Raw genomic sequence first — 14,444 nt, 5'->3', positions numbered from 1 at the left:
TAGTTTCAAGCACCAAGCACGGTGAGATGAGGTGGGTTACCGCACTACCCCCTTAGTGCAAATCCAGCTTTAACAATCTTGGCTTGTCCTCCTGCCCGGCTACCAGCTTATCGGCAGCGTCTTTACTCTCGACCAATGCGTTGATGTAATCTTTAAGTAAATCAATATCGAACATTCCACCTACCAGCTCCAGTGACTTATCCTTATCCAGATTTACCAACTCGAAGGTCACCATACTCTTTGGCCTGCTCATTAACCCGTGACTGGTAAAAGCAAACTTACCGGTGTTCTCATACCAAACCAAGGTTTGTCGCTTTGGGTCATCCCAATAATTGTTCCAGCTCGATGCCACAACATCCATATCGCCATCGCCATCCACATCACCGGCTTGCGCGTAAGAAGCCCCGTAAAAACGCCCGACCTCATGATACTCGAAAGCCAAGTTGCCCTTGTTTTCCAGCCACTGCACACCGTGGTAAGGTTTTGGATCGTGCTGGTAGTCGTGTGCATCGCCATTAGTGAATAATATATCCGGGTCACCGTCATTATCCATATCCGGGAAGTTGATCGACGTGGGCCCACCTATGGGCGTCGCCGCCTGAAATAAAACAGCCCTTTCGTATTCCCCACCGCCTTTGTTTATTAACGCAAGAATATGCTCGAATTCCTGGGTAAAAAAACTGACGAGATCCAGGCGTCCGTCGCCGTTTATATCGATAGGCGTAATATTTAACGCACCACCAATTGGTAAAAGCGTATGTTTTTCGAAAGCGCTTTTTTTTCCCTTATTCTCCAGCCAGGCAATCTCGCCAGGCACATCGCCGCCAAACACCGCCAGCACTATATCCATGTCACCATCGCCATCCATATCCAGTGGCTGAGCGTCGGTCACGCGTCCCAGCTTGTCCTCCACTAGCCGTTTCTCGAATTTGCCGGGAGACACCTGTTCAAGAATAAACACTTTTCCCGCAAATACACCGGTGGGCGGAAAAAACAAACCCAGCGCAGAAACAACCACATCGAGATCGCCATCACCGTCCATATCCGCAACGGTCGCATTACTCGGAACAGGGACGTTCGCTAATATTTTCTCCTGCCACTGGCTACCGCGCAGTTCGAAAAGGGAGACTGTATCCGTCTCACCATCGCACAATAAAAACTGATGCGCTTTGGATTCTGTAAGCGCAACCGACTTTAGCTTTACCACCAGAGGCAGTTTTGCCGCGCGGCCAATTTGTTGTATTTGCTTGGGTTTTAGCGAATGAGAGAGATCATCTACATAGGGTAGACGGGGAAGCTCTTCCGGTGCAAAGCCATAATAAAATGCGGTGATATCGCTTATCTGCTCCTCCGTCAGCACCGCTGCGCCCGCGCGTTCCGCGGCAATTTCCGCCATGCTTTTTATAACGTAAGGCCAACTCCGCTTGGGTAGCAAATCCGGCGAAGGTTGATAATGACAAGCGCCGCACACCTGCTTAGCCAGCTGTGCTACTTGCTCAACGCTTTTTTCCGCATGAACACCAAACGCAACACAACAAAAAAAGGTGAGCATACTCACCCGCTTAATTAAAAAAGACCTCACAACTGCCTCTCACTGGTTCACTGGACTTGCCCCACAGTATACACAAGCCGGTTATTTGATAATGGCTTATTAAAAACTGCGAAGTTGACAGGCTGTGCAGGTAAACACCGCCGTTGGCCTAAGGCCAATGTAAGACCTCGAAAGATTAGATGAATCACACATTGGCGCCAGCACTTCAAGTACGCACTTAAATAGATAAAATCATCTATTTAAGTGCCGGGTTAGTATCAGGCAAGCGCCGGGTTTGCTCAAAAGCACCGAGTGAAATTCAAAACGCTATATTGCACAATACTCCGCCAGGAATTTTTCATGCGGCGGCATAGAATCCACTACTGCAGCCACATTCGCTGCCGTCGCATGTAAAAATCGTTCCAGTTCCTGCGCCTGCATACTGTCGACCATTGGATGATAGCGCTTAGGATAAATGCCCTGGCCGAGCATAACCTGAGTCCAGGAGTCGAGACGAAATAACTCGCCCTCTTTTTGATACGACTTGCCGGTTTCCCGAAACAGATCTATGCGATGCGCAAGGCTTTCTGGAATATCCATTCGCTTGCAGTAACGCCAAAACTTACTATCCTCACGCTCAGTTGCCTTGTAGTGCAGAATAATAAAGTCTCGAATCAACTCAAACTCGATGGCTGCTTGCATGTTGTATTCATCAATGGTCGCCTGCTGTATATCTTTACCGGGAAACAGTTGGAGCAGGCGCATAATAGATGTCATGATCAAGTGAATACTGGTCGACTCCAAAGGCTCCAAAAATCCGGAAGACAGTCCCATCGCAACACAATTTTTAACCCAGTTTTTGCGTCGCCGACCAGTCTGGAATTGGATAACGCGCGGTTCGGTAATCACATCGCCTTGAATGTCGGCCAACAATTTAGCAATTGCTTCGTCTTCCGACATATACCGATTACAAAATACTGTCCCATTGCCAACGCGATGCTGAAGTGGAATTTGCCAGCGCCAGCCAGCATGGTGAGCAATGGATCGCGTGTAGGGTACCGGGTCTCTCACCGACGCTGTCTGCACAGCTACCGCCCTGTTGCACGGTAACCAATGCTCCCAGCTCTCGTACCCGGCGTGCAGGGTTTGTTCGATCAGCAAGCCCCGAAAGCCCGTACAGTCGACAAACAGATCGCCGCTAACAATATCACCGGATGCCATTCGAAGCCCCGTGATATACCCGGAATTGTTATCTTGTAGTACTTCAGCAATATTGCCTTCAACCTGAGTTGCACCGTGGCTCTCTGCAAAAGTTCGCAGGTATTTCGCGTACAGCCCCGCATCCAAATGGAATGCGTGATTCACTTTTGTGTCGCCTTGTGTACTGCATTTGTTTTCCAAGGCCGCTTTAAACTCGACACAATAATCACCAAAATCTTTAGCGATACCCATGTCTCGGCCGCGCAACCAAAAGTGAATAAATTCAGACACCAGTGTGTCACGCCCGGTGGTACCAAACGAATGGAAGTATTTTTCGCCTTCGACGCGCCAGTTTTCAAATTGAATACCGAGTTTAAATGTCGCATGGGTCGTGCGCATAAATTCCTGTTCATCGATGCGCAACAACCGGTGAAAGGTTTTCATCGGGGGAATTGTCGCCTCGCCAACGCCCACTGTGCCAATTTCGGCAGACTCAACGAGAGCCACCTCTACCGCTGATCCCAATTGCTGGGACAGCGCAGCCGCAGCCAACCAACCAGCAGTGCCACCCCCAGCTATAACTACCTTAGTTTTTTGTTCGCTCATGTTTTACTCCAATATCCGGTATGTCTGCAGCCGCTGCCTGACCTATTACAACTACGCGCTTCGGTCATTCAACTGATCCTACACTTAAATAGGCCTTTCACGATACTTCGCTTTCGTGCGCTCGAGTGTAACTACCAGACAATAATTGGGAATCGATCTCGCGCAAACCCGAACGATTTAATCTGTTCTACCACAAATAAAAAAGGGCCGCAAAAGCGGCCCTGTAAACAAGAGAGTGTTACAGCATGCGATTAGAAGCTGTAACGAGCACCCAACGCATAACGTGGACCCAGATCTTCCAAGTAGTACATCTGCTTCTCGTTACGGGCGAACTCACGGTTGTCAGCGCCAGTCAGGTTAATACCTTCGAAGAAGACGGAAATACTGTCAGTAATATCGTAGGAAACGTTCATATCGATCTGAGAGTAAGCTTCGATATAAGTCGGGTTGTTGCTCGACTGATAGTTAGTACGGTTCAGGTACTCATCACGCCAGTTGTAAGCAAGACGCGCTTGAACACCGTAGTTTTCGTACATCAATACCAAGTTAGCCGTGTCACTCAAACCCAACAACGCAAATTGCTGCTCAGTTGGTGGCGCAAGGTTATCGAATTCAACATCGCCATCCACGAAGGTGTAGTTAGCCATTACACCAAAACCAGTTTCACCGAAGAAGTGCTGTACAGCCAGTTCGAAACCGTGGATTTTCGCTTCACGGTTGTTAACGGGGTAGCTGGTGCGGAAGATCATCAAAGGATCATCGTCATTTGGCTGAATATCACACTCAGCACAACCTTCACCCAGCGCTGAAATCTGTGATTGCATTCCAGTAAAGTCTGCAGCACCGTTAGGGAATGTCGCCGGGTCAGCGAGAATAACCATCATGGTGTGGAGATTGGCGTTATCAACCAGAAAACCTTGACTGGCAAGCGCTTCTGCGGCCGCCTGTGCACGAGGGCCGGCGGTTTGGTCGCGAATACCGAAGTAGTTGCGATCTTCCTGTGCGGTACCAACAAAGTTGATTACACGTTTTTCCCAGAATCCACCGGACAGGTAGCTGGAGTCAGCGAAGTACCATTCCAACGACAGGTCGTAGTTAGTTGACTCCAAAGGCAGCAGGTTCGGGTTAGAACGTGAAGCTGACGGTACGGCACCTGCGGATGTCGCGCCGCTCAGACCAAAGTTACCCGCAGCAACCGCAAGATCAGAGAAGCCTGGACGAGCGATTGTTTTACTGAAGGAGAAACGACCAATCAGATTGTCGAGGAAGGAAATATCGAAGTCCAAGCTCGGCAACAGGTTATCGTAGCTGGCAGTCTCTGTTTCAGGCGTCGCCACCCCTACGTTCACTGGGCCGAAGTCATCGTCCGATGCCCAGTTCAAGTAACCCACAGGCTGAACGTTAGATGTGGACGTCATATCCGTGGTTTCGTAACGCAGACCTAACAAGGTGTTAGTTTCGAAGTCACCAAGCGTGCCGGACTGTGCAAACTGGAAGTATATCGCAGTGGTTTCTTCTTCAACGGTGTTGTTGACGTTACGAGTGTTACGACCATCGTTGTTCAAACCGATAAACGGATCATACTCTGCGTAAGTTGGCGAACTAACCAGAAATTCGGCGAGCTCACGAGCATCTGCGCGGAAACCAACGTGGGGAGCGTCACCTGTATCGAAATCGTCGAATTCACCGACAACATCGAAGGGCTCAATCATACCGGCAGGAAATTCACCGGGGTTGTCAGCACCCCAACCGCCGAGCACCTGGTTGTTATTACTGTTGTAGGCAGAAGAGTTGGAAGACATATCACGAGATTCGACACCGAAATCGAAACGGCCATTGTCAAACTCCAAGGTGCCGTCCAACTTCACCTGGGTTATATCAGAGGTTTGCTCCGCGGCCCAGTTACGAAGTACCGTTGAACTGATGTCGCCAGCGTCCAAAACGCCATTACAGTTAGTGACGAATTCCTTGCCTGGGTTCGCATCAGCGTGACGGCAGTCATCGATTTGGTGAGTCCAGTAAGGCAGATCGCCTCCGAAATAAAGAGTTTTGCCCGTTTTAACTGGAGCGCCTAGCGCCACAGACAATTCACCAATGCCGCCAGGGCCATCTGGAAGAGATTCCATTGTTGAATCGTGAGCATCTAGAACAAAACTCAGGTTGTCCAACATTTGGTATTCAATGTTGATACCTACGGAGTCCAGAGAGTTCTTCTGTTTACGGTATTGCTGCTCATAACCCTGGTCACGCCAGCCATCGGCGTAATCTTCGGTAATAATAAGTGGAGTAGCTACATCTGAATCGTCGAACACAACGCGTGCAACGTTACCACCATTTTGAACCCAGTTAGTAACCTCACCGCGGTTCTCTTCAATACCGTTTTCAGCGAAGGTGTAATCCAGAGTACCGGTAATTTTTTCGTTTGGAGCGAACTGCAACGTTAACTGTGCGTTCGTACGCTCGCGACTGGTGTCAGAAAACGCATACCGAATATCGTTAGGACGCGCATAAAGCTGCCCCAATTCTGGTGTATTTTCAAAAATTGGATCGTTTACATGAGTACCGGGATCATCTGGAGATATATCACGCTGATAAAGGTCGTCCTGCCCCCAAACGCCGATATTCCACTGGTTTACAGTAGCACCAGTGTAGCCAGAATCACGCTTTTGGTAACTTGCACTCAAAGACGCACCAAACATTGCGTCGTCGTCGGCCCAACTCACTACACCAGAAAGTTCAGGAGTGATGTCGTCACCAACACGGTTAGTGGTGTCATGCACAGCTTTAACACCCACAGACGCCGACAGGCCTGGATCGTCCAATGGGCGAGAAGTTTTAATATTTACAGTCGCACCAATACCGCCAGTCGCGATAGAGGCTTTACCTGTTTTAAATACTTCGACTCCGCGAACAGCTTCTGAGGCCAGGTTCGAGAAGTCGAAAGCACGAGCGCTACCACCACGAGTGGTGCCATCCGCACCGGAACCACCGCCGTAAGCTATTGCACCAGGCATAGTACGACCGTTCAGGGTCACCATATTGAAGTCTGGACCGAAACCACGAACAGTGATTTCCGAACCTTCACCATTGGTACGCTTAATAGAAACACCAGTAATACGTTGCAGCGATTCTGCGAGGTTGGTGTCAGGGAATTTACCAATGTCTTCAGCGGAAATTGCGTCAACAACACCGGCGGAATTACGTTTTACATCCATCGCTGCTTCCATACTGGCGCGAATACCAGTTACGAAAACTTCTTCGATAGCTTGGTCTTGAGCAAACGTTGGCGCCGCGATCGCTGAGGTAGCAAGTACACCAACGACAGCTGTCGATAACTTGTTTTTCTTAAACATAGACACTCTCACTCCTCGATTAGAGTTTATTTGAAGATACGCTTATTTGCGTTTTTATAATTTGTTCACGCACTCTTAAGGAAAGTATTGGGAAGGGTATTTATCATTATTATTACGCCGAAATACGACAACGCTCTCGTATGCTCAAACCTGGTTTTATTGTTGTTTATAAACCTAGTGTTCGAAATTTCGAGCTGCGAAATCTCCCAACAGATCTCGGTGATTTAAGTAATCACGCCCAAAGCATAAGAAAGAATTATTCAACGGTCAACGCATATTACTCTCACAAATTAAGCTGTCAATACGTGGGTTCAGCACGCGCAGGTTAGCGGCCTGTTATTCATATTTTTGATGGGCAAACCCGAATATTTGCGTTACTTACGGTTACAAGCGTGATTTTTCGCGCATTAGGTAACACTTAATCGCACAATCTTAATGATCAAATTTCACACAAACCGAGAGCCATACCAGCGAACACCGCATTTGGTTTGAGTGCTCATAGAGTCGTGGTCAGCACGATAAGATAATGAGGACGTTAATTGTCAGGCGGAGGTGTCGAGTTAACAACAGGCCGCTACAGGAGTGGGAATTGGCAGTTTTTAGATAAAAGAAACGCACAGCAAAGCTGTGCGTTCATAAAAAGGAGGATGAGATTTGCTAGATATCGCCGGATACTGATTAAATTTTAGACAGCGTCAAATAGACCATCGTCTGGTTGAGCAACTGGTAGGCTACCTCGCCAAAAGTAATTGGCCCGGTAAATTTTCCCGTTTTCTTGCCTTCCAACTCGGAATAGAGGAAGTTGAGAATACAATTACAGGAAAACGCCACCTTAGAACCATTAGAGGACGAGATTTGCTCATTAAATTGGGTGACGTAGTCTTCGACCGGTTTTGCAAAGCGGTACTCTACATCCGCGAAAACTGGCGCGTATAGCTTCACGCTGTCGTCGCAAACTTCCTGAATACTCACATTCACCATCATTCCTGAATAATTTGCTACCAAAGGTAAGCGCGTATCTATGCCTTTTTCGCGTACATAATCAGAAAGCTTCCAGTCAGCGTCACCCGCCTTGCAGTCAGAAACGACAAAGCCGCTTTGAGAAAAGGCAATCGCATCACCTTCCCCCTGCTCGAACAGGTTAACCGTCTTGATTTCTGCAACCTGGTCTTCGGGCAGGGTAATATGCATCGCCGCCGCCTGGGATTCACTTAGCATACCCCCTGCAGGACCGAAGCCTACTTTGGCCGACTGCGTGCCCATATTGTCCAGATGCATGCCAGATATCCAACCGATAATTGGCGCAAAATACATCTTCGGAAAATCAGGCGCATTCTGGGCGTAATTGAGATGAACGTCCGAATTCGCTGGCAAAATCAGAATGGTAAACCCGTGTTCAGGCGCTTCCTGAGCAACACGTGAAATCGTGTTCGTATCGTATAACGTCAGACGCGGCATATTGTTCGAAGACAAGCCCTCAATAACGTTCACATACAGTTTTTCCTGGTCGACCTTCCCACCTTCATCAGTCATAAAGTAAGGAATTGTGCCAGCAATCCAATTTCCTGAGGGAAGCGATTCCAACACACTTTCGTCACCGGCGATAACGAGATAATCGCCTCTCGATATCATGCTTTCAACTGTTGCGCGATCGACAGCCAAACTTGCAACTGAGATTGATCCTTCTCCAGCCATTAATATATGCTCCGATTACTAAAAATTACACGACAGCTGTTTGCTTCAACAGCAGATTTAATTCTTCTCGCATCGATTTTTGATTTTGCGATAAGAATTCGCGTATCCGACGTGCGGCTTCAAGTTTAACTACCGGGTCGGGCTTTGTCGTGACCTGGGCTCGCAATTTTGCCAACAATAATTTGTAAGCGATGTGACTGCTCGGCACTAATGTATCGTCGTTGAGTATTTGTTGCCAAACAGCGTGTTCCGGATCCGGCAATTCCACGCCAGACTTTTGCCGAATATTCATTGCGCGATTCAGCAACAGTAATTCAGTCTTCAATGTCCGGTAGTTTTTTCGGAAATATTCTCGCAGCATTTCTATAGCCGCTATTTTTTCTTCCTTTGTTCTGCCTTGAACAAAATTACTGCGCTGACGTGATATTAATAAATTCAGGGGAACACTTTGTGAATTTAATGTGATACGTCCGCTCAGAACATCGAGCCAAACCGGACTTTTTACCGAGGGCAAAACAAGGCGATGGCGAGATTTGGCTGCGCGCGCATATTGTTGCTGACGCTCCGTAGTGATTCCGCACACTTGATCCACTTCAGAATCCATCGCCGCGACATGCTCTACAAAAAAGTCGCGAAGGTCGCATACGAGCGGAAGAATTTTTCGTGAATCGGTAATTTTTGTTGCCGTCAACTTCAACTTGCTCAACAAAAACTTGAGTGGGAGCATCGTTGTCCTGAGCAGCACCTGGTCACGCAGAATTCGTTCCCAAACGGGATCGACTTCGGTAGGCAAACAGCTAAGCGTTCGAATATCGGCATTAGATTTTGCAATATCGCTTAAAACCAAACTCACCAGACTTTCATCGATATTGATAGTCTCGGCTATAACCGAACTGTCAAGCCCTTTGATTTGACCGAGCGCGACGCGCTGGCGAACAAAGTTTGAGTATTGTCGGGACGGATGCCCAAGAAATGCCGGTTGAATAATATTTTCCGGGCCAACAACATTTTCGTTGTCATTACCAAGACGAGGAATATCTGCGTGTATTATCGTCGTAAAGGTGCCAAGACTCATGTACTGCCAGCTACCGGAGACAAGCTCAACATCCTGGCTACGCTTGTAACTATCTAAAAAGCCGAATAAACGTTTTTGATCCGCGACCTCTAAAAATACATCAAAGGCGTGATCTTTTTCGTTTACCTTTATCGACTTAATCGACCAGGGAGAAGCAATCCCAAGAGCGACTTCTAAATCGCGAAGATCGTTTTTTTCCATCCAGCACCCCTAACTAGACGTGATTAACAAAGCGAAGACAGCAAATCTACTCTCCGCACCCTTCGAATTTTAGCAGCCTGTTTTATGATTTATTTTGCAGCAAAAATTTATTTCAAAAGTGCGAAAAAGAACTCGTCGCCTCAGCCATCAAATAGAACCAGAAAACATAAGCCCTTGTCAATCAATGCACATCAACTTTCACTCCTAAGTATTTGATTTCTATCGCACGCGTTTCGGTTTAGACACCTAAATCATCGCAAAAATGCGATGTATTATAAAATTCACATTAGGAACAATACTCTTCACGCAACAAAGAACGTCATACTTTTTTTCGTTATACCAATTCCTTTGTATTAGACAAAAATTTATAGTAATTTTGAAAAACATTAACAGGTTAAAATTTTTTGGCGCACGCGTTTTATTGTTGGCGTCATCTTTTTTCACTGATGGAGTGCCAAACTGAATACACTAGAAACTCTGTTGCTGCATACTGGGAGGTAAGTGCGACACGCGGCAAGCCATCATAAAGCCAAAAATGAGGAGAGTAGTCCATGGCCAGCTCAGCTAAGCTCAATGTGGGAATAATAGGTTCAGGGAAAATAGGAACGGATCTTCTTATTAAAATAATGCGATCCAGATTTTTGAAATGTGGACTTTTCGTTGGCCGCGACTACAGCTCGCAAGGCTTGCAGAAAGCAAAATCTTTGGGCGTTCAGATATCAGATCAAAGCATCGACGCGTTTTCCCATTCGGGGCAAAAATTCGACGTAGTGTTTGATGCGACATCGGCCGCCTTTCACAAGAAACATGCCGAAATTTTCCGTATCGCCGGTATCAAAGCAATTGATCTGACTCCGGCAAAAGTTGGTCGCTTCTGTGTGCCTTCGATCGACAGTGACGTTGTTGCGACGGAAGATAATATCAACATGGTGACTTGCGGAGGCCAGGCATCAGTACCGATCATCAACACCCTATCGAAAGTTTATCCTGAAATATCCCATATCGAAGTTCATTCACACCTGGCAGAAGATTCTGTCGGCCCCGGTACGCTCGCCAATATCGACGAATATTACAGCAGCACTTCAAGCGCAATCGCCAATTATTCCGGTGTAAGCAGTGTTGAGGTACACCTGCAGGTCGAGCACAGTAGCTGGAAGCCGGACATGCTTACGGTGGTGCGGGCGCACACGACAGATGCCAACTTGGAAAAACTCTATGGCCCTCTCCATGCGCGCCTACAACAAGTTCGCGCCCATGTTCCGGGGTATCACATAATCGGAACACCGCGATACCTGAACGGCGCCATTGAAATACTGATCAGTATACGAGGTCAGGGAGACTGGGTACCCAGCCATGCAGGAAATCTGGATATCATCAACTGTGCCGCGATTGCCATCGCAGAAAAGTATGCGCAGTACAAAGGTATCCAGGAAAGTCCAGCCACTGGCCCTCAGCGCGTAGCGAGCGTCGATAAAACCCGGTTAGATGTTTTCCATTCAAGCAAGCAACCCGTTGCCGAATCAGCTTGATTCAAACCAGTAACATCTGAGCACATAGTCTTTACATGGGGCTTGTGCAGGAGAGGTCGAATATGAGCGGTAGAAAATACCGCTCATCGTCCAGTAATTAAATAGCCGGTCCCACCCATTTAATTGCTGGGTTAGGGGTTAATGTCCTAGAGTTACGGATAGACATGTATCACGAGCGCTTCCATCGACAGACTGGCAGCTCAGCCAAAGTTATTGAGCAGTCAGTTCATACAGATCAGTATGGCTAGTAACGCCCGTGTCGACCAAACAATTTGGATTTCGTCGAATCACTGACGCTAAAATTTTATTTCCAAAAGACGCACGTCAATAATGAGTACCGCATTTGGGCCAATTTTATTAGTGGCTCCGCGGCGCCCCCAGGCGAGTTCAGGGGGAATAACCAGTTCGTAGCGAGCACCCACAGGCATAAGCAAGAGACCTTCTCTCAGGCCGGGAATCGCTTCTTTCATGGTGAAGGTATCAGGTATCCCCGCCTTGTAGGTATCCGCAATTACGCTGCCGTCTGCGTTCAAAATGCGTTGGTTTACCACCACCACATCCTGCTCCGTGGGCCGCATGCCATCGCTCTCTTCCAGCACTCGAAAGAGTAAACCCGATGAGCTCTCCTGCACACCATCTTTCAGGCGGTACTTTTCCATAAAGCCCTGCCCGGCTTTCCTGTTCTGGCCCGCAGAACCTTTGTTTAGCTTTCTACTCATTTCTTAAAACACAGTAATCACGTGATCTTGCAAAGTCAGGATTATAAACGAAGCGAGATCATACATGCAGGCTCCGGGCACGCTCACCAGTTCGTGAAAGGTACATCGGCTATAACACGGACTTGTCAGAGCTACCTTAGAAGGAGACGTCGGAAGCGAGCGGGATAACGAATGAATGCAGCAAGCCAAGGAGCCTGCCGCAGATCTATATCGCGGTGATAAGGAAAGGGTGGTGAGCCCTGCTTTGGCTACAGGTGAGGGAGCTGGTATCGATCCAATACTTCAGTAAGAATATTACCAATCTCGATTCGGTGATCGTAATGCCGGGATTTAGCAGCTTGCCAATCACCGCGAGCGATAAACTCAAATACATCGCGATAGGCAGACGTCGAGGAAAATGGCTTTGGACGTAATTTCAGGGTGATAATACGCGCGCGATATGCCTGTGCCCGTACATTCTCCACGAGCATAGACAAACGCTTGTTGCCCGCCAGACTAATCAATAGCCGGTGGAACTTTTCTTCGGCTTTCGCCCAATCTTCGATCGCGTCATTCTCCAACGCCAGTTCCATTTCCTGCACTGCGTCAGTCATGGGGCGAAGCACGTCTGAACCACAGCTTTTTTTGGCCAAAAGCTCCACTGCAAGACATTCAAGGCCTGTTAGAACCTGATTAATTTCGATAATATCGTCGGGAACTAGTGGTAGAACGCGCATACCCCGACGCGGAATAAGTTCGATCAGTTTTTCCGCCTCCAGGCGGATAAGCGCTTCCCGGACGGGTGTTCGACTCACACCGAGCTTTTTGGCGATTTCGGGTTCCAACGCCTGAAACCCAGGGGGATATTCATTGGACAGGATATTGGTCTTTAATTGTCGGTAAGCTAATTCCACGCGGGAAAGTCCCGACCCTTCTGCTTCGTATATCTCGCTCATGATTGTAATCTTTGTATGCGAATCCCTGAAGGCTTAACCGCATCCTTCGGTTAATCCACATCGAAAGGTTCTTAAATCCTGTAAGTTGGCAGGAATTGTAACACTGGATTTTCTTAAAAGTGGAGCCTAGTAGTAGAGAAAAAGTAAGAAAATACGCTTAAAAGAGGAATACCCTACTTTTGTAGCAAAATACGCGACAAACAAAGGAGTAAGGCGCTTCTACTTCTGGCACAAAATTAGTAGTATTTTATGAAACGCAAAAATCAGCTTCGACTGGCTGCGAAATTTTCGCTTTAAGTTAACCTAATGCGCCAACTCAACGCACCAAAACACAGACGTACCGTAACATGAAGCCCATAAAAACCAAGGCAGAAATACGCAACGAGATCGAGGAGCAGATCGCGCAGTACATTGCCGGCGGTGGTGCCGTAGAGAAGATACCAACAGGGCAAAGCGGTAACGTGACCAATGCCAACCTGTTTGCTAATGCGACAACCTTTGAGCCCAAGAAAGATCGCACGCTGGTAACCGATGTAATCAAGAGCGTTGATGAGCGCAGAAAGCAAAAGCCAACCACTCCCCAAAAAAAATCATCACAACCTAGAAAAAAACTTATCACCGATGATTTCGGCGAACCTGTACGCTGGGTATGGGTAGAAAACTAACGCCACCAAGTGTTAAGCCTATCCCTGCGAGAGACCCCTTTTCCAAAGGGCCATTAGATTAGAGACTTCACCATCGGAGAAACTCCTTGACCATGAGTTATTGGCTTTTCAAATCTGAGCCCAACGAATACGGCATCGATCATCTGGCGAAAGATAAAAAAGCGCGCTGGGACGGGATACGCAATTATCAGGCGCGCAACATCTTAAGAGACGACGTTTCTGTCGGAGACCAGGTCCTTTTTTATCACAGCAGCTGCAAACCGACTGCTATTGTCGGCTTAGCGGAAGTTGTTGCAGAGGGCTATCCAGACCCAGCACAGTTCAATGCTGACTCACCTTACTTTGATGCCAAATCAAAAATAGATGCGCCACGATGGGTATGCGTGGACATAGCCTTCCAAGCAAAATTTAAGAACCCGCTGACCTTGGCAGCACTAAAAAAAATGCCGGAGTTAAGTGAGATGGTGCTGTTGCAACAAAGCCGATTATCGATACAGCCCGTAACAAAAGCAGAGTTTGAGTTTATATTGCGCACGGGAGCTGGCAAAAGCTAACAAACAATATAATAAGGTAACTATACCGATTTAGAGCAGGTAGGAATCTACACAACGCCTAAACACTCGAAGCGATTTGTCTCTGTGTTCGTTTTGTCTCTATATTTAAGTGAGCACAGATAATACTGGCCGCACTTCACTACCCAGTCAAACGACTCCTGCATCAAACGCCACTAAGTAGCTCACCCCGGTTAATAGCAGTAATACACCAATGAGCACAATGAGCAGAAGGCCCGGCTTAAAATCACGCCGGGGCACCTGGTGCAGGCTCGCCTGCAAATAGTCGTCAACCCGTTGTTGGTCTTCCAAACTCAGTTTCGCCATATTTGTGCGCTCCAGTTTTGAATAAGCGAGCCACGGCTGAAAAGGCTGTCTGCGTTG

11 protein-coding genes are annotated in these 14,444 nt (G+C 47.7%); 3 read left to right on the top strand and 8 right to left on the bottom strand.

What is annotated here, in order from left to right:
• Positions 1-52: 52 nt before the first annotated feature.
• The 5 genes from TERTU_RS02245 to TERTU_RS02225 all read right to left on the bottom strand — a co-directional run bounded on the left by TERTU_RS02245 (position 53) and on the right by TERTU_RS02225 (position 9,661).
• On the bottom strand, positions 53-1,552 hold the full coding sequence (locus TERTU_RS02245) for an FG-GAP-like repeat-containing protein (RefSeq protein ID WP_041590022.1): 1,500 nt from the start codon (positions 1,550-1,552) through the stop codon (positions 53-55).
• Between the two features lie 306 nt (positions 1,553-1,858).
• On the bottom strand, positions 1,859-3,337 hold the full coding sequence (locus TERTU_RS02240; RefSeq protein WP_015820679.1) for a tryptophan halogenase family protein: 1,479 nt from the start codon (positions 3,335-3,337) through the stop codon (positions 1,859-1,861).
• Positions 3,338-3,588: 251 nt separating this feature from the next.
• A complete protein-coding gene (locus TERTU_RS02235; RefSeq protein ID WP_015818269.1) occupies positions 3,589-6,690 on the bottom strand; it encodes a TonB-dependent receptor in 3,102 nt (1,033 codons plus the stop codon).
• Positions 6,691-7,368: 678 nt separating this feature from the next.
• On the bottom strand, positions 7,369-8,385 hold the full coding sequence (locus tag TERTU_RS02230; RefSeq protein WP_015817370.1) for a DUF6976 family protein: 1,017 nt from the start codon (positions 8,383-8,385) through the stop codon (positions 7,369-7,371).
• A gap of 25 nt (positions 8,386-8,410) precedes the next feature.
• Complete coding sequence (locus TERTU_RS02225) at positions 8,411-9,661, bottom strand: hypothetical protein (protein ID WP_015819523.1); 1,251 nt, start codon at positions 9,659-9,661, stop codon at positions 8,411-8,413.
• 551 nt (positions 9,662-10,212) lie between these two features.
• Here TERTU_RS02225 and TERTU_RS02215 point away from each other — a divergent pair.
• Complete coding sequence (locus TERTU_RS02215) at positions 10,213-11,190, top strand: acetylating acetaldehyde dehydrogenase (RefSeq protein ID WP_015820443.1); 978 nt, start codon at positions 10,213-10,215, stop codon at positions 11,188-11,190.
• Between the two features lie 296 nt (positions 11,191-11,486).
• Here the strand turns inward: TERTU_RS02215 and TERTU_RS02210 are convergent, their stop codons facing one another.
• Both TERTU_RS02210 and TERTU_RS02205 read right to left on the bottom strand, forming a co-directional pair.
• Positions 11,487-11,909 carry an FKBP-type peptidyl-prolyl cis-trans isomerase gene (locus TERTU_RS02210; RefSeq protein WP_015820013.1) on the bottom strand — a complete coding sequence of 141 codons (423 nt, stop codon included), beginning with the start codon at positions 11,907-11,909 and terminating at the stop codon, positions 11,487-11,489.
• 248 nt (positions 11,910-12,157) lie between these two features.
• Entirely contained in the window at positions 12,158-12,844 is a 687-nt protein-coding gene (locus tag TERTU_RS02205) for a GntR family transcriptional regulator (protein ID WP_015820922.1), read from the bottom strand.
• A gap of 347 nt (positions 12,845-13,191) precedes the next feature.
• On the opposite strand from TERTU_RS02205, the gene TERTU_RS02200 reads away from it, so the two are divergent.
• Positions 13,192-13,509 (top strand): hypothetical protein, encoded by a 318-nt coding sequence (locus TERTU_RS02200; protein ID WP_015818409.1) that lies wholly within the window; start codon positions 13,192-13,194, stop codon positions 13,507-13,509.
• Between the two features lie 92 nt (positions 13,510-13,601).
• Positions 13,602-14,063 (top strand): EVE domain-containing protein, encoded by a 462-nt coding sequence (locus TERTU_RS02195; RefSeq protein ID WP_041590021.1) that lies wholly within the window; start codon positions 13,602-13,604, stop codon positions 14,061-14,063.
• Between the two features lie 147 nt (positions 14,064-14,210).
• Here TERTU_RS02195 and TERTU_RS02190 read toward each other — a convergent pair whose 3' ends face one another.
• Positions 14,211-14,387, bottom strand: coding sequence for a DUF3094 family protein (locus tag TERTU_RS02190; protein ID WP_015817479.1), 177 nt, complete (start codon positions 14,385-14,387; stop codon positions 14,211-14,213).
• Between the last annotated feature and the right edge of the window lie 57 nt (positions 14,388-14,444).

This window comes from Teredinibacter turnerae T7901, from assembly GCF_000023025.1.
Classification (GTDB): domain Bacteria; phylum Pseudomonadota; class Gammaproteobacteria; order Pseudomonadales; family Cellvibrionaceae; genus Teredinibacter; species Teredinibacter turnerae_B.
This window is presented reverse-complemented; position numbering and strand designations above follow the sequence as displayed.